Below are 21,275 nucleotides of genomic sequence, written 5' to 3' on the forward strand. Positions count from 1 at the left end.
CCCTAATAACTGGCGCGTAGGTTGGTATTGTTTTTGCGCCTTTTCTTTTGCAAAAACGATGACAACCGTTATGCGTCCGAGTTTATTAGCTTGTTATATGCAATTCACGCAAATTACCTAAAAGACTATCCCCGTCATCATACATAATGATTTCTGTTCCTGTTGTCATCAGAACATCAGTTTCACCAACTGCATACCTGATCATATCTAACAACTGCCAAAGCTGTTTCATAAGTAAAGTAAGACCATCATAGTTAAGAGATAAATGTTGAGTTTTATTATTGATGGTTCGTAAGTCATTATGAGACATAACCTTATTGCGGTATTTTTTTAACCCTGTAGAAGTAAAAGTTTCAAGTGTATTAGCTAATAGTTCTGACAACTCTTTATGATCGGTAAGTGCTAATTCTTCAACCAAAAATTTGAAAGATAAATTAGAATCGTTTCCTCTACCATTCTTAGCGGGATCTAAGATTCGAGAAATTCCCATATAAATAGTATTCAATAGAGAACGCTGATAACTAGAGAAAACCATTGGAGCAGTTTTATTTAATAATTCGATAGCATTTGGATTTACAAATAACTGATTATACAAAGTGAATTCGGTTGCCAGATCAGCAATCACTCTCTGCATTTTTTCGATATATTCAGAACTCATAAAGTTTCCTTTGCATATAACAGCGTAATTAAGCAGAACTATTCTGTATTTCCGGTGGATAGATAGAACGCAATTATTTATTTAAATTTGATGTTAGAATAACAAGCTGAATAAACTAATCAACAAGTTAAAAATAAAACTGAAACCTTAGTCATGTAGATAGACAGAATAATCCCACATTTATGGCGGAAATGCAGAACTAAATAGATTATGTGAAAATAGATTATAGTTTTGTCATGCTGAATAAATTAAGCAGTTAACATTGCCCATCATGGAAAATAAATCCCACCGTTGAGTTTTCCCAAATCATCAATGGCTTTTAGCAAAGCCAAACAGGATGTTTGGATTAGGCTCGTTTGGCACATGGATGTGCCGTAAGAGCCGGTGCGTTATAAAAACCATTTATTATTTGGATCAGAAAACTCAACGGTGTCAGTTTCTTTGACTTTTCTGGGTGCTGGTTTCTTTTCTGCTAAAAGAAAGACGTGTCGCCGACAGGGCGAAACCACTGTAAAGAAGCACCAACCAGACTGGATGAGCGTAGACGAACCCTAACTCAAAGCAAACTAAAAACTGCATTTCCACGCGGAGCATGGGAACGAGAATGTAAGCTTAAGCTAAGCATAAAAACATTGCTCATTGTGGATGAACAATCCCACCGTTGAGTTTTCCCAAATCATCAATGGCTTTTAGCAAAGCCAAACAGGATGTTTGGATTAGGCTCGTTTGGCACATGGATGTGCCGTAAGAGCCGGTGCGTTATAAAAGCCATTGATGATTCGGATCAGAAAACGATTCGGTGTCAGTCTCTTTGACTTCTCTGGGTACTGGTTTCTCTTCTGACCAAGAGAAAGTAAAGTCGCCGCAAGGGCGAAATACCAAAGCATATAATTAATCAAACAGACCGGATGAGCGCAGACGAACCCAACTCAAAGCAACCCCATCCAAAGCACGCAATTAATCGCACTGACCGGATGAGCGCAGACGAACCAAACTCAAAGCAACCCCATCCAAAGCACGCAATTAATCACACTGACCTGATGAGCGTAGTCGAACCCAACTCATAGCAAATCCAAATAAGCGATGGCAACCTCGCGAGGTTAACTACTCCTATGCCATGGTTTCCCTAATGCCATCGGCTCAAACAACTTCAATCGTTGCTTGTCACGACTCAACATCACCAACACCACTAATGTCGCAACATAAGGCATCATCGCTAATAAATTAGAAGAAACATCCCAATTTAACCCCTGTGCAACAAGGTGCATAATGCTTGCAAAACCGAATAAGTAGGCGCCTAAAATAATACGTTCTATTCGCCAGCTCGCAAACACAACCAAGGTTAATGCAATCCACCCCTTGCCTGATACCATGCCCTCTGTCCACATGGGAGTATAAGCAATGGATAAGTAACCACCTGCTAAACCGGCCATTGCACCACCAAAAATAACCGATAAATAACGAATGAACATTACCGGTAGTCCTAAGTTGCTAGCAACGCTTGGGTCTTCGCCAACCGCTCTTACCGATAAACCTTGGCGGTGATAACGGAAGAATAAATACACCACAATGACCAATATCCAGCTTAAATATACAATCGCATTTTGTCCGAATAGCGGCTTACCTATTAATGGAATGCTTTGTAATGCATCGATAGATAATGAAGGTAACACGGCTATTTGCTTGCCCTCATAATCGTTGCCTAAAAAAGCGGATAAACCAGTGCCGAAGATAGTTAGCGCTAGGCCGGCTGCCACTTGATTTGCATTTAAATTTAATGCAATGAAGGCAAATAAAAGTGACATCGCAATACCAACTAAGATCGCCGCGATAAAACCAATAAAGTGATTATCCGTGTGGTACATGGCAATAAAGCCTGCAACTGCGCCCATCAGCATCATGCCTTCTTGACCTAAATTGAGCACGCCACTTTTTTCACATACCATTTCACCTAACGCAACCAATAATAGCGGCGTACCGGTCATGATCATGGCGTATAAAATATTGGTAACTAAATCAATATCCATTTGTTGATCTCCTTAATAATCTTTAATGTTTAGCAGCTGCTGTGAAACCAGGTAACTTAACGGTGAATACGATACGGTAACGGATCAGCACATCACAGGAGAGCAAGAAAAATAAGATCAGTCCCTGTAAAATACCTGTGATTGCTCTAGGTAATTGCAATACCATTTGTGACATTTCCCCGCCCATAAATATTAAGGCAATTAATAACCCTGCTAGGGTAATTCCCACTGGGTGCAAACGCCCTAAAAAGGCAACAATAATCGCCGAATAACCGTATCCGGGAGAGATAGCGGGGATTAATTGGCCCGTTGAACCGGTGACAATGACTGCGCCGGCAAGCCCTGCTAATGCACCTGAAACCAAAAACACCATCGCAGCTAATTTTTTCTCTTTAAACCCTGCCATGCGAGCGGCTGGTTTATCCAACCCTAGTACTTTGATTTGGAAACCTAGAAAAGTTTTGCTCATAAATATCCAAACAATAACCAAGGCTAAGATGACCAATAACAAACCAAAATGTAGGCGTGTTCCTTCAAATAAAATAGGTAATAAAGAGCTGTCTCCAAATAGGGCACTTTCAGGAAAGTTATATCCGCTCGGATCTTTTAAAGGGCCATAGACCGCCCACAAAAGAGTATTAAGCGCGATGTAGTTCATCATGATGGTCACTAGCGTTTCGTTACAATTTAAACGCAAGTTGAGGAACGCTGAGATGCCCGAACAAAGCATACCGCCAACCATACCTGCCAGTAAAACTAAGGGCATTGCCCAGAAGCTATCTGAATCAACAAATTGTAAGGCCATGGTGGTGGCAACCACTGCACCTAATAATAATTGTCCTTCTGCCCCGATATTCCATATTGAAGCGCGATAACATAAGGCCAACCCATAGGCGCAGAGTAAAATAGGGATTGCGACAACTAGTAATTCTGTAATGCCATACCAATTTTCGATAGGGCTTATAAAAAAGGTATACAGCGCGAGTTGTGGATCTTTTCCTAATCCCCAGAATAATACGGTGGCTGCAATCAGGGTTAAAAAAACGGCCAATACAGGGGATAGGTAACCCCACTTTGCCGAAGCTTGCGCGCGAGGGGTTAACTTAATCATGACTTGTTGCTCCTATTTCCACTGTTTTTGTCGCCGCGGTTGTTGCTGTCTTTGGCTCTGGCTCTGTACTTGGTCCAAAATCACCGGCCATCCATTGTCCTAACTTAACTAACGGTAATACTTCCGGTACTAAAAAGTCTGATACGCTACCGTCACAGATAGCACCTAAGCGGTCACTGATTTTATATAACTCGTCTAAATCTTCGGAAATAATCAAAATTGCACAGCCACGGTCTCTTAACTGTAAAATTGCATCGTGAATAGCGACTTGGGCTCCAATATCAACTCCCCAAGTTGGGTGCGACATTAATAAAAATTTTGGCTCTTGATCTATTTCTCGCCCAACAATGAATTTTTGTAGGTTGCCGCCAGATAAGCTTGCCGCGCTAGTGTGGTTACCCGGCGTTTTTACTTTATATTGTTTAATTATTTTGTCTGCTAACTGCACAATTTTAGATTTTTTTAAGAAGCCATTTTGCACTAAGCCTGAATCAAAGCTGGTCAGTAGTGCGTTATCGCATAAGTCTAAATCAGGAACAGCACCTCGGCCTAGGCGGTCCTCTGGCACAAAAGCTAACCCTAAACGACGACGCTTTAATGGACTGAGTTGATCAACAAATTGACCAGCAAACTTTATTGCTTGTGAATTACGGTGGATCTCTTCACCGGATAAGGCTTTTAATAACTCTTCTTGTCCATTGCCTGCTATTCCTGCAATACCTACAATTTCGCCCTGTTTAACCTGTAAATTAATATTTTTAAGTGCAATATCAAATTGCCCGATTGACTGTGTAGACAAGCCTTCAATACTGGCAAAAACATCACCGCCTAGAGCGCGTTTACATTCATTACTGATCGCTATATCGTCGCCTACCATCATGCGTGCGATGGACTCGGAGGTTTCATTCTTAGGGATGCAATGACCAGTTACTTTACCTGCTCTAAGGATGGTTGCGCTGTCACATAGCTCAGTGACTTCATGTAATTTATGGCTAATAAACAGTACTGAGCAGCCTTCTTTAGTGAGTTTTTTTAAGGTTTTAAATAGGTCCTGTACTTCCTGTGGGGTTAATACAGAGGTGGGCTCATCTAAAATGAGTAGTTGTAAATCTAATAATAAACAACGCACGATTTCAACACGTTGGCGTTCACCTGTGGATAAACTAGAAATACGGCGCTCGGGATCTAAGGGCATACCATAGCGCTCAGACGTTGCTTTGATACGATGCGCTAATGTCTTGAGGTGGCCTGCTTGGTCACCTAATACGAGTGCTATATTTTCAGTCACGGTTAAGGTTTCAAATAATGAAAAATGTTGAAAAACCATGCCAATACCTAAACCACGTGCAATCGCAGGTTGATCTATCGAAACAGGTGAGCCATTCCAAATAATGCTGCCAGCATCGGGTTTAACTACGCCGTATAACATTTTCATTAAGGTGCTTTTCCCCGCACCATTCTCTCCCAATAGGGCATGAATTTCGCCATGCTCTATATCTAGAAAGACTTGATCGTTGGCTTTACAGCCTGGATATTCTTTGGTTATCCCCTGCATTGCCAAGCGTTTAACATTGCTCATTAATAAATCCCTTTTAATTACAATGATTACTGTGTCTTTTAAAAACAGCTTTTAATAAAGGAGCATTTTGGTTGTTCTATAACCATCAGAATGCCCATCGAAATAGCCTTATTAATACTGGTTTACACTGTAACCTGTCCAATTGGTCAAAGTTGGTATGATATTAGCAATAACCTTACCAGTTATTAAAAATCTATTGGCTGAATGCCCGTAAGTGATATTTTATAAAGTGCTTAAGATGCTAATAAATAAATGATTTTATGTTTTTAAATGCGTTTTTAATGGTTTTTTAAACCTAACAAGTCAGCTCTTAAAATAATTTTATAAGCACCAATAGTGGACATTATTTTCTCTTTTGCACCATTACAGGGCTTCGATTAAAACAGTAATCGATTAACGATTTGTAGTTGATGAGTATTACTATTTGTTGCTGTAACGGATCATCAACAGCGTTTAACGAACAGCAGAATAGTGTTTTTATATAATGAGGTTTATTGTCAATCTTACCGAGATGAAAAAGGAAGTTAGATGAGTTTGGATAAAATAAATAATGCCAGTGCAGAGCAAGCTTATGATCTTTTTGAGCACTGCTGTTGCGCGCCAAACTGGATTAATAGCATGGTTGCAGAGCGTCCATTCAAGAATATGAGTGCATTATTAGCGGCATCACAACGCATATTTCTGCAATTATCTGAGCAGGATTATCTAACTGCTTTTACCGGACATCCGCAAATAGGTAATTTAGCGACTCTACATGAAAAATATGCCAGCACTTCTGGCAGTGCAAGTCATGAGCAGTCTGGTATGTCAGTGGCAGAACAAACACTGCTTGAGGAGATGCTGGACTTAAATAAAGCTTACTTAGCCAAGTTTGGTTTTATTTTTATTGTGTGTGCATCGGGGAAAAGTGCACAACAAATGTTAGCGATTATTCAATCAAGGATCGGTAACGATCGTCAAACTGAACTCACAATAGCCAGTCAAGAACAGGCCAAAATAACGCAAATTAGGTTGGAACAATTATGATCAATAAAAACCCAATAACCACACACATACTTAATACTGCACTGGGTAAACCGGCAGCGGATATAGCCATTCAGCTTTTTGTTTTAAATGAGCAAACTTGGCAGTTATTGTCTGCTGCTGTGACTAATGAAGATGGACGCATTGATGATTGGTTGGATAACAGTTGGTATCAAGATAAACAGCCAGAGGATCTTTTTTCGACCTATAAAATCGTATTTGAGCTGGATGCTTATTGGCAGAAGCAAGGTATTGATGCCTTTTATCCTAGCGCTGAAATCTGTTTTAAAGTGCAGGACAGTAAGCACCATCATGTGCCTCTCTTGCTCTCCCCTTATAGTTATTCCACATACCGTGGTAGCTAGTAAGTATTTATTTTACAGATCCTAAAAAACAGTTACCTAAAAATAAGAATAAAAAGGACGATATAGATTATGGAAAATTACTTAATTGAGGTCGCGCATTTAGTATTGCGTTATTTTCATGTAATTGCGGGCATCGCATGGATTGGGGCTTCCTTCTATTTTGCTTGGTTAGATAACAGCTTAGAAACGCCCCCAAAAGTAAAAGCAGATAAAGGTATCAGTGGTGACTTGTGGGCTATTCATGGCGGTGGTTTTTACGAGGTGGCTAAATATAAAAATGGGCCCGAGCACATGCCAACCACTTTACATTGGTTTAAATGGGAAGCTTATACAACTTGGATCACCGGTGGTTTGTTATTTAGTTTGCTGTATTACGTTGGCGCAGATGTAAACCTATTAGATGGTAGTAAAAGTGAATTAAGTAAACTGGCGGCGATTGCAACATCACTGGGTAGTATCGCGGTAGGTTATATTATTTATCGCCTATTATGTAATTCGCCTTTGGTTAAAAACGGTTTGTTATTTGCGGTAGCTATGGTGCTGTTGTTAGCATTATGGGCTTGGGGTTTTGACCAATTGTTTGCTGATAAAGCGGTTTATATTCATATCGGTGCATTAATTGGTACCTGTATGGCGGGTAATGTTTATCATATCATCATGCCTGGTCAGCGTTATCTCGTTAAAGAAGTAGAAGCAGGGCGCATTCCTGATCCGGCTGTAGGTTTAAAAGCAAAGTTGTGTTCAATTCATAATAACTACGCAACCCTGCCGATTATTTTCATTATGCTAAGTAATCATTTTTCACATACTTATACGCATCAGTATGGTTGGTTAGTGTTAATCGCCTTTATCGTGATTGGTATGTGGATCAGACATTATTTTAATCTTAAACATCGCCATATTAATAAACCTTCTGTGTTAATCAGTGGTATTGCTGCATTTTTTGCATTGATGTTGGCGATTGCACCTTGGGATAGTTTTGCGCCGAGAGTTGTTGCAACGGGAGCAGAAACAACCGATATAGCGCAAGTTTCAGATGCGCAAGCTTGGTCTATTGTAGAAAAGCATTGTACTGAGTGTCACAGTGCAACACCGACTTCAACGATGTTTGCTAGCGCGCCGTTAGGGTTTACGCTTGATTCAATGCAAGCTGTGGAAATCCAACATGAAAAGATCTATTCGCATGCGGTGTTAAACCAAGACATGCCTTTAGCTAATTTAACTAAGATCACAGCAGAGGAACGTGAAACTTTGGGTAGATGGATTGAAAATTATCGCCTGAAGAAAGCCAAGCAGTGATTAAAATTTAACGTTCAAGATGAGCCCTGTTTAAGATGTTAGGGCTCCTCGTTCACGCTGGCTGATCATCGGCTAGTGCTGCTTCTATTTGTAAATGTCTTGGTTATAACGTACTGAATAAAATCTTGAATAACGTATGAAATAAAGCACTTATCTTGAGTGCTTTTAACCTATCCCGCTACATTGAATTTTTCTCATCTTCATCCAGCGTAAGTTTCATTATGATTTTTGTCTAAATATGTTTAAATAAGGACATATCTTTTAGACGTATAGAAGTCCATTAATGAAAAAATTAACTATATTAGATGGTGGCATGGGACGCGAACTTAAGCGTATTGGCGCACCGTTCTCACAACCATTGTGGAGTGCACAAGCACTGCTAGAAGCCCCACATTATGTAACGCAAGCACACCAAGGATACATTGATGCAGGTGCTGAAATTATTACGGTTAATAGCTATGCCTGTGTACCTTTTCATCTCGGTGAAACATTGTATCAACAACAAGGTAGTGCATTAGCCACACAAGCTGCAGTGATTGCTAAAGACGTTGCAAAAGGCGCTAAACATGAGGTTTTAGTGGCTGGATCTTTACCGCCTGCTTTTGGATCTTACCGTCCAGATTTATTTGAAAGCGAAGGTGCCTTTGATATTTTAAGCACTTTATTTAACGCGCAAGATGAACATGTAGATATCTGGTTGGCTGAAACCATCTCAAGTATTGAAGAAGCACAGGTTATGTCAAATGTACTTAAGCATTCAACAAAACCTTGTCACTATGCATTCACATTAAGCGATGAAATTGAACAAGTTGCTAGATTAAGATCTGGCGAGTCTGTTACAGAAGCTATTAACATTATCCTTGATGGCAGTTTTAATGAAAATATTGACGGTATTTTCTTTAACTGCTCTATTCCAGAGGTAATAGAGCAGGCAATAGCAGATACTAACCAAGCTTTATCTGTGCATAACATACAGGCCAACATCGGTGTGTTTGCTAATAGCTTTACACCGATCGCTAGCGATTATAAAGCCAATGAAGGTGTGCAAGCTTACCGTGAGTTATCCCCTGAAGCCTATCTCGAATTTGCTAAAAAATGGTATGAGCTAGGGGCCAATATTATCGGTGGATGCTGTGGTATCAGACCTGATCATATTCAAGTGCTGGCTGAGTGGAGAGATAGTATCGAAGCAGCTTAAGCTAATACCAACTCTGCTAAGTAACTGATCAATCTTATTGGTTAAAAGGAACTATTTTCGCGTTAAAAGTTTTGTAAAGGGAGTAACCATTTACGGTCACTTTTGCCTTAAACTAGCTCCTTTTTCCTGCATAATATTCGATTATTAAACTAACGGGGTAGGTATAATAAAACCCATTAATTGGTCATTAATTTATTCTGTGGCATCAATGGGTGCCACAAAAATCATTGCGGCATTGCGCGATTTTCTCTTATCCACGATAACTACTCCTTGTTTTTCATCTTTACGCTTTTCCTATATTTTTTGTCTCACTATCTCACTATGTAATGACAGGTGAAACTCTATTTCCAGCAATAAAAAAGTGATTCATTTCAAATTTTTATAAAACCATCTCTTTTAATCTCTATTTATACGATCTCCTTCAAATTTATTTTAAATCCTTTTAAAACAGTTGCTTATAAATTTTTGTGTGCTTTGTGTCTAAAAACAAGCCATAAAATAGTGAATAAAATGGAATCTTGGTTAGTATTAATTCCGTATTGTGGAATTCATAACTGGAGGTCAAGATGGCATTAGTAGCAATTAAAAGATTACAAGAAGAATACGAACGCATTTTATTAGCGAGAGATATGGATGGCGAAATGGCTACAAAACTAGCCGCTGGCTTTGTAGAGATGGCTAACGAAGGCACTTATTCTCATGGTATTAATCGCTTTCCTGTTTTTATTGATCAAGTAGATAAAGGCCAAATCAAACTTAATGAAGTGCCTAAATGTGTTAACAGTATGGGCGCGCTTGAGCAATGGGATTGTAATTTTGGACCCGGTGTTTTGAATGGTTTGATTTGTTCTGAACGAGCAATGGAATTAGCACGCGAACATGGTATTGGCATGGTTGGTATGCGTAATTCTAACCATTGGATGCGTGGTGGTGCTTATGTATTAAAAATGGCGAGACAAGGATTTGCTGGTATTGCATCAACTAACTCAATTGCTGTTATGCCTGCTTGGGGTGGTAAAGATCATCGTGTTGGTTCTAATCCGCTTATTATGGCAATTGCCGGCGATCCACCTGTAGTTGTTGATTGCTCAATGAGCCAATTCTCTTACGGTCAATTACAAAACTATGTATTAGCTGATAAGCAATTACCTGTTGTTGGTGGTTTTGATGATAATGGTGAGTTAACGACTGACCCGCATATCTTATGGGAAAACAAACGTTTATTACCAATGGGATTTTGGAAAGGTTCGTCGATGTCTATCGTATTAGACATGATGTTAACGGCAATCACTGGTGGTAACTCTGTTCCTGCTCTTACTGAAGATATGGGCGGCGAATTTGGCGTATCTCAATTCTTGATTGCGATTGATTTGAGCAGAACTATGGAAAAAGACCAATTTGCTCGTGAGATGAAACGTATTCGTGATTATGTATTAGCGTCTGAGCCTGCTGAAACAGGATCTGTAATGATTGCTGGTTCAGAAATGCAGAACTTCATCGATAAGCATGAAAAAGCCGGTGGCATCGAGATTCACGATGAGATTTGGAATCAAATCACAGCCTTGTAATTGAGCGCTAGATTAGGAGAACTTTATGCGAAGTGTATTTAAGTGGATCTGGAACTGTATCGATATTTTAATGGCAGCCGTTTTGTCTTTTATGATTGTGCTTGTCTTTACTAATGTTGTTTTACGTTATGGATTTTCCTCAGGTCTACGTCCTTCCGTGGAACTTTCTCGTCTAGGCCTTGTTTGGGTTGTCATGTTAGGTGCAGTCGTTGTGCTGCGCCGCGGTGAGCACCTTGCTGTGAGTGAATTTTCCGAGAAATTGTTTCCCAAGTTCGTGCCCATATTAAGACGCCTATGTTGGGCTGTCATTTTAGTGTCAGTTAGCATGTTATACCTAGGTTCATTCAATCAAATGATGGCTAATTGGGGAGATATTTCTCAACTGACGGGGCTACCATCTGCACTATTTTATCTCGCGGGTGTTATTTCTGGCGGGCTGATGGGAGTGATTGCTTTGGTACGGATTATTAATCCAGATTGGTTGCTCGATCATAAAGAGAATGGAGAATAAATAATGGTTTTAGCAATATTTTTATCGGTATTGATTATCTCAATTCTGTTAGGTCTTCCGGTTGCATTTGCATTGCTATTGTCATCAATAGCACTGATGTTCCATTTAGATCTCTTCAGTGCGGATATTCTTGCTCAAGGCCTTATTAATGGCGTAGATAGTTTCACATTATTAGCTATTCCATTCTTTTTAGTCGCTGGTGAGGTGATGTCTGCAGGTGGTCTGTCTAAAAGAATTGTGAGATTAGCAACCACCTATGTTGGGCATCGTAAAGGTGGCTTAGGTTACGTAGCAATCTTAACTTCGGTATTACTGGCGGGTTTATCTGGCTCAGCAGTAGCAGATGCGGCGGCATTGGTTAGTATTTTATATCCTATGATGAAAGCAGCTAAATACCCTGAAGGTTCATCAATGGGCTTGCTCGCTTCCGGTGGCATTATCGCCCCTGTTATTCCCCCTTCACTACCACTGATTTTAGTGGGTGTTGCAGGCGGTATTTCTATTAAAAACCTTTTCTTAGGCGGTATCGTACCTGGTTTGTTAATGGGCTTAACGCTCATGTTTGTATGGAGCTTATTAGTTAGAAAAGAAGATTTAGAAGTCAAAGAGAAAGCATCAAAAGCAGAGAGACGTGCAGCACTAAAAGATGGTATTTGGGCGTTGTTCTTACCATTCATTATTATTGGCGGTATACGTTTTGGTATTTTTACACCAACAGAAGCGGCTGTGGTTGCTGCTGTTTACGCCATTTTTGTATCAAGTGTCATCTACCGTGAAATATCCTTAAGAGATTTTTATAACATCTTATTAACTGCGGGGCGTTCAACTGCCATGGTTATGTTCTTGGTGGGATGTGCAATGGTTGCGGCTTGGTTGATTACTGTTGCGCAATTACCACAACAACTTGCTGGCATGTTAGGTCCACTGGTTGATAGCCCTCGCTTATTGATGGCTGTGATCATGTTATTGGTATTGTGTGTGGGTATGGTAATGGATCTTAGTCCGACGATTTTGATCCTCGTACCATTACTGATGCCGATTGTTAAAATGGCGGGTATTGACGTCACTTATTTTGGTTTGATGTTTGTTATTAACTGTTCTATAGGTTTAATCACTCCACCTGTTGGCACCGTTTTAAACGTGGTGTGTGGTGTGGCTAAAGTACCCATGTCTACCGCGGTAAAAGGGGTGTTACCTTTTATTGGTGCGTACATGATTCTGTTAACTTTATTTGTAATATTTCCAAGTATTATTACTGTCCCGATGGCTTTTGTCATTGGTTAAACTACCCAAGGAGAAGAAAATGAAAACATTTTTTAAAATAGTAGGGATTGCATCGACGATTGCTTTTTGTTCATCAGTGTCGGCACAAACGACATTAAAACTGGCTCATGCTGCGCCTGAATCTGATTTACAACAAGACATGTCCTTATTCTTTAAAAAAGAAGTAGAGGCTCGTACCAATGGCGATATTAAAATTAATATCTTCCCACAGGGACAGTTAGGTAACGATAAACAAATGATCGACGGTACTCGCTCAGGGATTCTAGATTTCTCCATGGTAGGTGTAAATAACTACTCTGGTTTCTTACCTGAATCATCGGCTTTTACTCTTCCGTTTATATTTCCTACCCGCGAATCTGCTTATACAGCACTTGATGGCGCACCTGGTAAAGAAGTATTAGTTTCAATGGAAAAATTCGGTATTAAAGGTTTAGGTTATCCTGAAAGTGGATACCGTAATGTTACTAACAGCCGTCAACCAATTCGCACACCAGCAGATCTTGAAGGCTTACAAATGCGAGTAAATGGTTCGAAAGCATTGAATGATATGTTTAATGAGCTTAAAGCCAATCCACAACAAATCCCTGTTGCTGAACTTTACAGCGCATTAGAAACAGGTGTTGTTGATGCACAAGACCATCCAATTGGCGTGACATTGTCATTTAAATTTTATGAAGTTCAAAAATACTTAAGCATGACGCAACACGCTTACTCGCCTTTAGTATTGACTATGAACTTGAAAAAATTCAATAAATTAAGTGCTGAAAATCAAAAAATCATAACAGAAGTTTCTAAAGAAGCCGTTGATATGCAACGTAAGCTTAGTATTGCTAAAGAAGATCAAATGATCGCTGATTTAGAATCGCATGGTATGAAAGTTAACCGTGATGTTGATGGTGCTGCTTTCCAAGAAGTGGTTAAGCCAGTATGGGCTTCATTTATTGAAGCAAATGGCGATGACATGATTAACAAGATCCAAGCTGCTACAAAATAGATAAGAAAATATACGTCATCTAGTTAAGGGTGTGACTAGGTGGCGTATTTATCAATGTAAATGATAAAAAGGGGCCACAGGGTATGAGCATATATAAAGAATTAAAAAAAAGAGTATTAGAGGCTAATTTACAACTTCCTAAGTATGGTCTAGTGACTTTTACTTGGGGTAATGTCTCTGAAATCGATAGAGAAAAAGGTGTGATTGCGATTAAACCATCGGGTGTTGAATATGATGTAATGGCAGAAGAACATATTGTCATTATTGATTTAGAAGGTAATCGAATTGAAGGTGAGCTTAACCCTTCTAGTGATACGGCAACGCATATCGAACTCTATAAAGCTTTCCCTAATATCGGTGGCATTGTTCATACGCATTCTAGAAATGCAACTATTTGGGCCCAAGCTGGCATCGATATCCCGGCGCTAGGGACAACACACGCAGACTATTTTTACGGCAATGTTCCATGTACGCGACAATTAAGTGATGCTGAAATCGAGCATGATTACGAAAAAAATACAGGTACGGTGATTATTGAAGAATTTGCTAAACGCAAGTTAGATCCAAAAGCAATTCCAGGTGTTGTAATTGCTGGGCACGCTCCTTTCTCATGGGGAAAAGATGCCTTTGATGCCGTGCATAATGCGGTTGTATTAGAAGAAATATCTGCAATGGCGATTGGCACTAGAGCATTAAATCCTGAGATTATGATTAATCCCGCGTTATTAGATAAACATTATTCTCGCAAACACGGTGCAAACTCTTACTACGGTCAAAAATAAAGGCACATGCTTATGTATAAATTATTGGCGTTGGATCTCGATGGTACTGTTTTAAATTCAGAGCATAAAATTAGCGCTCAGTTAGTTCAGGCAATTCAACAAATTTCACAGGTTCACCATGTTGTTATTGTGACTGGACGTCATCATGTGGCGGCTGCTCCTTATTACCATGAGTTAGGCCTAAGCACGCCAATTATTTGTTGTAACGGTACTTATATTTACGATTACCATAATAAAAAAGTGCTCTCTGAAAAATCAATAGATAAGTCAAAAGCACTTGATTTCATTAAGCTTGCGAAACAATTCAACCTCAAAATGGTGATGTATAGCCGAGATTCAATGCTGTATTCAACACAGCAACCGGTTGCTTATATGGAAAAACTGTCACAGTGGGCAAATAACTATCCAGTAGCCGAAAGGCCAAGTATTTTACAGGTTGATAGTTTTACTGATGCCTTACAAGAGACAGATTATATTTGGAAGTTTGTTGTTGAAGGCGGTGAAGTGGACTCGTTTAATCAGACTGATTTTATTAACAATAATTTTAATGGTGAACGCTCTTGGGTAGATAGAGTTGATTTTGCCAATAAAGGTAATAGCAAAGGTAATGCGCTCTCTCAATATGCGCTTAACTTAGGGATTGAAGCAAATCAGATTGTCGCGGTTGGTGATAATCATAATGATATTTCTATGCTGCAATTAGCAGGGTTAGGCGTAGCAATGGATAACGCTGAGCCAGAGGTTAAGCAACACGCGCAACACGTCACCTCGAATAACGACCACCCAAGTGCACTTGCACAGCTGCTATTAAAAACATTTTTATAGAGGGTACATGATGTTAATTGGACATATTGACAACAGTGCAATGAGAACTAGCTATCCGGCGATCATTGATGATGTATTGAATGAGTTATCAGCTTTAGACTTGCATTCATTAGCGCTGGGGCGACATGAGTTTAACAACTTAGATAATCAAAAAGTGTGGTTTGTACTTCTAGAATATAACAAATCACCATTAACCGACTTACAGCCGGAAGTGCATCAATACCATTCTGATTTACAAATAGTATTAACAGGCCAAGAAACGATGGCATGGGCATTAGATACAGGTAAACATCAAATTAATCAGCCTTATAACCCAGACAGAGATATTCTTTTTTATGAATATCAAGGTATCGATTTAAATTATATCGCAGCGATCCCTGGGTGCTTTTATCTGTTTACACCGAATGTGGTCCACATTACGAACATCCAAGATGATGATCAGCAAATGGTTCGTAAGCTGGTGGTGAAGATCCATAACGATTTATTGGACATAAAATAATGAATTATTATATAGGTTTAGACTCTGGCGGCACTTTTATGAAGGCTGCTTTATACGATAGTAAAGGTGTACAAGTTGCTTTAACAAGAACCTCTGCAAGTGTCATTAATGAACAGCAGGGTTGGGTAGAAAGAGATCTTGATAGTTTGTGGGATGATGCGGTTATTGTGATCAAAGAGTTATTAGCAACCACAGATATCAATCGTGAAGATATTAAAGGCATTAGTATTTCCGCGCAAGGAAAAGGCGTTTACCTACTAGATAAGCAAGGTCACAACTTAGGGCGTGGCATTATGTCTTCTGACTCACGCTCATTAAGCATTGTTAAAGAATGGTTACAACAAGGTTTACCAGATCAGATCTACAGCAAAACGCTGCAAACGCTATGGACTGGACACCCGGTGTCTATTATCCGTTGGTTAAAAGACAATCAACCTGAGCTTTATTCTAATATTGGTGCGATCATGATGGCGCATGATTATATTCGATATCGTTTCACGGGTGAGGTGGGTGCTGAAATAACCAATATGTCGGAGAGTAATTTCTTTAACGCTCAAACCGGTCAATATGATATGGATTTATTAACCTTATTTGATATTGAAGAAGTTTGGGATGCTCTACCTAATATTATTCAACCGGATCAATTAGCCGGTAGCATTACAGAGCAAGTCGCGCTTGAAACGGGTTTAGTTGCTGGTACACCTGTTTTTGGTGGATTGTTTGATGTTGTTTCTACCGCATTGTGTTCGGGTATTGATGCATCGGAACAAGCATTAAACTATGTGATGGGAACGTGGGCGGTAACATCAGGCATTACACGTGAAATAACTCAAGCAACACATAATTTTGTGTACGGACATTATGCCGTTGAAGGTGAATATATTATTCATGAAGCAAGCCCTACATCGGCGGGAAATTATGAATGGTTTGCTGAATATTTAAGTGCGGATGGGGAATTACAGCATCAACACAATGAGTCATTAGTGGCTAACTTGGAAGTGGCATCGAGTAGTGTTTATTTTGTCCCATTCTTATATGGCTCTAACCAAGGTTTAGGCCTTAAATCTGGCTTTTATGGTTTGCAGGCTCACCACACTAAGGCGCATATTATTCAAGCAATCTGGGAAGGTATATTGTTCTGTCACAATATACACCTAGAAAGAATGAGAGCTAGATTCCCACAAGCAAAAATACTAAAAGTGACTGGCGGACCTACTTCTAATAATACGTGGATGCAAATGTTAGCGGACTTGACTGGTATGGAAGTGGAGATAACGGACATAGATGAAACCGGTTCATTAGGGGCGGCTATTGTTGCGATGGTTGGTGCTGGCGAGTATTCATCAAGCCGTGAGTGCATGGATAATATTGTCAGTCAAAGCAAGCGTATTCTGCCTAATGTTGATAACCACCAAGCTTTGAATAAAAAATATCATCACTATCAGCAATTAGTTCAACTATTTAAAACATTTGAGGAACAGATTAATGACTAAACCCTTATTACAAATGGCCCTAGATGCAACGGATCTAGAAACGGCAATAGCTTCAGTAGCAGATGTTTCAGAAAAATTAGATGTGATTGAAATAGGAACGATTTTAGCCTTTGCTCATGGTGTGGATAGCGTTCAAGTATTACGCAATAAATACCCAGATCATATTATTGTTTGTGACATGAAAATTACCGATGCCAGCGCCATTCTAACGCGTTTAGCTATGCAAGCCGGTGCTAACTGGGTAACAGTTAGCGCTGCTGCACATATAGAAACCATTCGTTCTGCGAAAAAAGTAACCGATGAATTTAATGGTGAAGTGCAAATCGAGCTTTATGGCCATTGGACATTAGATGATGCTAAAGATTGGGTTGAAATGGGTATTACTCAAGCTATTTATCATCGCTCTCGTGATGCTGAATTAGCTGGGGTGAGTTGGACAGATGAAGATTTGAAAAAAATGAAAAGCCTATCAGACCTTGGTATTGCGCTTTCTATCACCGGTGGCATTGTGCCTGAAGACGTACATCTATTTCAGGATATATCAGTTAAATCATTTATTGCTGGTCGCGCTTTAGCGGGTAGCAACGGTGTTGAAATTGCTAATAGCTTCCATAGTCAAATGAATAAATATTGGTAATGACATTATGAGTGAGCAAATTAAATCCTTATCGAAAGCATTAGTCGTTTTAGAATTTTTAGGGCAGTTCCCTAATGGCGTTTCTCTACAAAAAATTGCAGAAGGAACTGGGTTTAATAAATCCTCAGCTCATCGAATTTTGGCAACCTTTGAAGAAGCAGGATATGTTGCTCAACTCAGTTCAGGTAAAGAGTACCGATTGACCATGAAATTGGTGCACCTTGGCCATTCTGCAATGAATTCTGACGTGACTGGCATAGTAAAACCCTATTTATCTGAGTTATTAGGTGAAGTGAATGAGACCGTTAATTTCTTATCATTTGATGCTGATAACATTGTCTTTAAAGATAAGTTTGAGCCTGAGAATGCGTCTTTTAGAACCCGTACTTACGTAGGCTTACACTCGCCAATGTATTGCTCTGCGGCTGGAAAATGTTATTTAGCCTTTAGCTCTGACATGGTCAGAGAAGCTTACTGGCAACGAAATGCTAGCACCATGAAACCGCTAACCGAGAACACCATCCTAGATAAAGGTCAGTTCTTTACTGCTTTAGATGATATTAAAAAATTAGGTTATGCCCTCGATGATGAAGAAAATGAAGCTGGTATTTCCTGTGTTGCGGTACCCGTTTTTGATAAATTTCAAAAACCTGTTTACGCGGTGAGCGTCTCCTCTTTAACACCTAAAATGAGGAAAATTAGTTACCCCATTTTAGCTCAAAAAATTCAATCCTTTACTGCACGTATAGAGCAGCAACTTTACTAAGGACCTAGTATGTTTAATTTAAAGAATAAGTTTCGTTTGGGTATTTATGAAAAAGCGATGCCAACCTCATTAACGTGGGAAGAGCGTTTAATCAATGCTAAACAAGCGGGATTTGATTTTGTAGAAATATCTGTGGATGAAACTGATGAACGTCGTGCGCGTTTAGATTGGAGTGATCAAGAAATATATGCTTTGCGCCGTTTATGTGAAGAGCATGAAATGCCTTTGCAATCTATGTGTTTAAGTGCGCATAGAAAATTTCCATTTGGTTCAATGGACGATGCTATTAGAACTGAGTCATTAGTGATCATGGAAAAAGCAATCGCACTGGCTTATAAGCTAGGTATTCGTTGTATTCAAATGGCGGGTTACGATGTGTTTTATGAACCGCAGTCAGAGGAAACTCATTTGCGTTTTATTGATGGCATGCAACAAGCGACTAAAATGGCTGAAAGAGCAGGGATCATGCTTGGTGTAGAGATCATGGATACACCATACCTTAACTCATTAAGTAAGTTTGAAGTGTTAAAGCGTGAAATTCCATCTCCATTTTTTATGGCTTATCCTGATGTGGGTAACATTACTGGTTGGAATTATGACGTGTGTACAGAGTTGAAATTATCGCGTGACCATATTGTGCAAATACATCTAAAAGATACGCTGCGTGTTTCTGAAACCTGTAAAGGCCAATTTAGAGATTTAGTTATTGGTGAGGGGCAAGTGGACTTCCCAGCGATCTTTAAAACATTAGCTGAGATTGATTATAGCGCTCCCCTCGTTATTGAAATGTGGGCGCAAAATGATCAATGGTTAGATGATATTAAAGCAGCTAGAAGCAAATTAAAAACCATTGCTAATGCGGCAGGCTTTGCACTATAAATATAAGAGGTGGAATAGTAATAATGAATAAATTAGAACAGCTTAAAAAACTAACCGTAGTGGTTGCTGATACTGGCGATATTCAAGCGATTCAAAAATATCATCCTCAAGATGCAACAACTAACCCTTCTTTGATTCTAAAAGCGGCACAATTAAGTGATTATGCACCTTTAATGGATCAAGCGATTGCCTATGCAAAAACACAAAGTGAAGACAGTAAAGAACAAGTCCAAGCAGCCTGTGACATGTTAGCGGTAAGCATTGGTAAAGAGATATTAAACGTTGTCCCAGGGCGTATTTCAACAGAAGTCGATGCATGCCTTTCCTATGATTGCGAGGGCAGTATTGCTAAAGCACGTCAGTTAATCAAAATGTATAACGATGCTGGTATTAAGAATGATCGTATCTTGATTAAGTTGGCGGCTACTTGGCAGGGTATACGTGCTGCCGAGCAACTTGAAAAAGAAGGCATTAACTGTAATTTAACTCTGTTATTTTCATTCGCTCAAGCGCGTGCTTGTGCTGAAGCCGGTGTCTTTTTAATTTCGCCTTTTGTTGGTCGTATTATGGATTGGTATAAAGCGAAGCAAGGACAAGATTTTGAAGCCAGTGAAGATCCTGGTGTACAGTCTGTTAGCCAAATTTATGATTATTACAAAGCGCATAATTACAAAACCGTAGTGATGGGAGCTAGTTTTAGAAACGTAGGTGAAATTCTGGAATTAGCAGGTTGTGACAGATTAACGATCAGCCCTGATTTATTGCAAAAATTAGAACAGTCAGATGGTGATGTTGAAGTTAAATTACAACCCGCTCAAACACAGCAAGATCGCCCTGAAGCAATGAGCGAAGCTGAGTTTTTATGGGAGCATAATCAAGACCCAATGGCAGTTGAAAAACTGGCAGAAGGTCTTCGAAACTTTGCACTCGACCAAGGCAAACTTGAAGCGATGATTGCAGCTAAATTATAATCTGCTAAAGCTTGGTTTAACTGTTTAATAGGTTACAAAGGAAGTACTGAATGACTATTTTAAGAACGGCATTTTTTGAAGCCAACTTGAGTGCTGAAGAAAAAGAAGATTTTTATCAATATATGCAACAGGTTGTTGCACCTATTATTAATACTTTTCCTCACAATCAAGGTGTTGTATTAAGTAAGCCTGAGTTTATTGAGTCTGAAGCGCATCAGGAAGTATTGTTAATAATGCAGCATAGTTATGCGAACAAGGCATTAATGCAACAGGCTTTAGATTCTGAGCAAAGAATACAGAGTATGAATGCAACTAAGAAAATTATTGAAAAATATAACATTAGAGTGCATCACATGAATCTTATTCAGGATTAATACATTTGATTGCTGTGCTAGGCGAAGTGTACTAAGCCTGTATCAGCATAAGAATATGGATGATTGTTAAACAAGAGGCGTCAGTAGTGGATCATTACTGGCGTTTTTTTATTGTGTTGCTTGTAATAAGTGCTATTGGTACCCCAAAAAGGGAGACTTTTTTCTATATTATGTTTTCGTTTTTAATTATATATTTTCATTTTTAATTACAAAAATGATTAATTAAACCCAAGCTGACACTTCTACTAAAATAATTGCACTCATCACAATCGCCATTTTCGCGAAGAAAAATGCTTTATCAGCAAATGCTGAAACGTTGTCTAAATTTTTTACTGAGTTATCTAAAGTTGTAGTATTCATACGTAATTTCCTTACTTATATAATGAATTCGTACATATTATGCTCAAAACTGTGACTCAAGTCAACTTTACA

22 protein-coding genes are annotated in these 21,275 nt (G+C 39.2%); 17 read left to right on the forward strand and 5 right to left on the reverse strand.

Annotated elements, in window-relative coordinates:
• Window positions 1–85 precede the first annotated feature (85 nt).
• From MT391_RS14230 to MT391_RS14245, 4 genes are all read right to left on the reverse strand, one after another.
• On the reverse strand, window positions 86–658 hold the full coding sequence (locus tag MT391_RS14230) for an AbiU2 domain-containing protein (protein WP_499498672.1): 573 nt from the start codon (window positions 656–658) through the stop codon (window positions 86–88).
• 1,100 nt (window positions 659–1,758) lie between these two features.
• Window positions 1,759–2,685, reverse strand: coding sequence for an ABC transporter permease (locus MT391_RS14235; protein ID WP_166368482.1), 927 nt, complete (start codon window positions 2,683–2,685; stop codon window positions 1,759–1,761).
• Between the two features lie 22 nt (window positions 2,686–2,707).
• Entirely contained in the window at window positions 2,708–3,796 is a 1,089-nt protein-coding gene (locus tag MT391_RS14240) for an ABC transporter permease (RefSeq protein WP_499498674.1), read from the reverse strand.
• Entirely contained in the window at window positions 3,789–5,375 is a 1,587-nt protein-coding gene (locus tag MT391_RS14245) for an ABC transporter ATP-binding protein (RefSeq protein WP_499498676.1), read from the reverse strand. Before MT391_RS14245 ends, MT391_RS14240 begins: the two co-directional genes overlap by 8 nt.
• Before the next feature lie 528 nt (window positions 5,376–5,903).
• Between MT391_RS14245 and uraD the strand changes: the two genes are divergently transcribed.
• The 17 genes from uraD (at window position 5,904) to MT391_RS14330 (ending at window position 20,843) form a co-directional block, all read left to right on the forward strand.
• A complete protein-coding gene (uraD, locus tag MT391_RS14250; RefSeq protein WP_499498678.1) occupies window positions 5,904–6,401 on the forward strand; it encodes a 2-oxo-4-hydroxy-4-carboxy-5-ureidoimidazoline decarboxylase in 498 nt (165 codons plus the stop codon).
• Window positions 6,398–6,763 (forward strand): hydroxyisourate hydrolase, encoded by a 366-nt coding sequence (uraH, locus tag MT391_RS14255; RefSeq protein ID WP_205962922.1) that lies wholly within the window; start codon window positions 6,398–6,400, stop codon window positions 6,761–6,763. The genes uraD and uraH overlap by 4 nt, the downstream gene beginning before the upstream one ends.
• Before the next feature lie 69 nt (window positions 6,764–6,832).
• A complete protein-coding gene (locus MT391_RS14260; protein WP_499498680.1) occupies window positions 6,833–8,062 on the forward strand; it encodes a urate hydroxylase PuuD in 1,230 nt (409 codons plus the stop codon).
• A gap of 283 nt (window positions 8,063–8,345) precedes the next feature.
• Window positions 8,346–9,260, forward strand: a complete 915-nt coding sequence (locus MT391_RS14265; RefSeq protein ID WP_499498682.1) for a homocysteine S-methyltransferase family protein — start codon at window positions 8,346–8,348, stop codon at window positions 9,258–9,260.
• A gap of 566 nt (window positions 9,261–9,826) precedes the next feature.
• Entirely contained in the window at window positions 9,827–10,828 is a 1,002-nt protein-coding gene (gene yiaK, locus MT391_RS14270; RefSeq protein WP_166368470.1) for a 3-dehydro-L-gulonate 2-dehydrogenase, read from the forward strand.
• A gap of 25 nt (window positions 10,829–10,853) precedes the next feature.
• Window positions 10,854–11,339, forward strand: coding sequence for a TRAP transporter small permease (locus MT391_RS14275; RefSeq protein ID WP_166368468.1), 486 nt, complete (start codon window positions 10,854–10,856; stop codon window positions 11,337–11,339).
• Window positions 11,340–11,342: 3 nt separating this feature from the next.
• On the forward strand, window positions 11,343–12,623 hold the full coding sequence (locus tag MT391_RS14280) for a TRAP transporter large permease subunit (protein WP_166368466.1): 1,281 nt from the start codon (window positions 11,343–11,345) through the stop codon (window positions 12,621–12,623).
• A 19-nt stretch (window positions 12,624–12,642) separates the two neighbouring features.
• Window positions 12,643–13,617, forward strand: a complete 975-nt coding sequence (locus tag MT391_RS14285) for a TRAP transporter substrate-binding protein (protein WP_166368464.1) — start codon at window positions 12,643–12,645, stop codon at window positions 13,615–13,617.
• A gap of 89 nt (window positions 13,618–13,706) precedes the next feature.
• Window positions 13,707–14,399 carry an L-ribulose-5-phosphate 4-epimerase gene (locus tag MT391_RS14290; protein WP_166368987.1) on the forward strand — a complete coding sequence of 231 codons (693 nt, stop codon included), beginning with the start codon at window positions 13,707–13,709 and terminating at the stop codon, window positions 14,397–14,399.
• A gap of 12 nt (window positions 14,400–14,411) precedes the next feature.
• The gene (locus MT391_RS14295) at window positions 14,412–15,224 is read left to right on the forward strand and encodes a Cof-type HAD-IIB family hydrolase (protein ID WP_166368462.1); all 813 of its coding nucleotides are present in this window, start codon (window positions 14,412–14,414) and stop codon (window positions 15,222–15,224) included.
• A 7-nt stretch (window positions 15,225–15,231) separates the two neighbouring features.
• Complete coding sequence (locus MT391_RS14300) at window positions 15,232–15,723, forward strand: NanQ anomerase/TabA/YiaL family protein (RefSeq protein WP_499498684.1); 492 nt, start codon at window positions 15,232–15,234, stop codon at window positions 15,721–15,723.
• Window positions 15,723–17,216 carry an FGGY-family carbohydrate kinase gene (locus MT391_RS14305; protein WP_499498686.1) on the forward strand — a complete coding sequence of 498 codons (1,494 nt, stop codon included), beginning with the start codon at window positions 15,723–15,725 and terminating at the stop codon, window positions 17,214–17,216. The genes MT391_RS14300 and MT391_RS14305 overlap by 1 nt, the downstream gene beginning before the upstream one ends.
• A complete protein-coding gene (locus MT391_RS14310; protein ID WP_499439152.1) occupies window positions 17,209–17,853 on the forward strand; it encodes a 3-keto-L-gulonate-6-phosphate decarboxylase UlaD in 645 nt (214 codons plus the stop codon). The genes MT391_RS14305 and MT391_RS14310 overlap by 8 nt, the downstream gene beginning before the upstream one ends.
• A gap of 7 nt (window positions 17,854–17,860) precedes the next feature.
• Window positions 17,861–18,619: an IclR family transcriptional regulator gene (locus MT391_RS14315; protein ID WP_166368456.1), complete on the forward strand. Its 759-nt coding sequence runs from the start codon at window positions 17,861–17,863 to the stop codon at window positions 18,617–18,619.
• A gap of 9 nt (window positions 18,620–18,628) precedes the next feature.
• Window positions 18,629–19,498 carry an L-ribulose-5-phosphate 3-epimerase gene (locus MT391_RS14320; protein WP_499439150.1) on the forward strand — a complete coding sequence of 290 codons (870 nt, stop codon included), beginning with the start codon at window positions 18,629–18,631 and terminating at the stop codon, window positions 19,496–19,498.
• Window positions 19,499–19,518: 20 nt separating this feature from the next.
• On the forward strand, window positions 19,519–20,469 hold the full coding sequence (gene tal / locus MT391_RS14325; protein WP_499498728.1) for a transaldolase: 951 nt from the start codon (window positions 19,519–19,521) through the stop codon (window positions 20,467–20,469).
• 50 nt (window positions 20,470–20,519) lie between these two features.
• Window positions 20,520–20,843 (forward strand): hypothetical protein, encoded by a 324-nt coding sequence (locus tag MT391_RS14330; protein WP_299666591.1) that lies wholly within the window; start codon window positions 20,520–20,522, stop codon window positions 20,841–20,843.
• A gap of 222 nt (window positions 20,844–21,065) precedes the next feature.
• Here MT391_RS14330 and MT391_RS14335 read toward each other — a convergent pair whose 3' ends face one another.
• Window positions 21,066–21,203 (reverse strand): hypothetical protein, encoded by a 138-nt coding sequence (locus MT391_RS14335; protein WP_166368450.1) that lies wholly within the window; start codon window positions 21,201–21,203, stop codon window positions 21,066–21,068.
• Between the last annotated feature and the right edge of the window lie 72 nt (window positions 21,204–21,275).

Origin of the sequence: Vibrio sp. 1-Bac 57, from assembly GCF_037546855.1 — a bacterium.
Classification (GTDB): Bacteria; Pseudomonadota; Gammaproteobacteria; order Enterobacterales; family Psychromonadaceae; genus Psychromonas.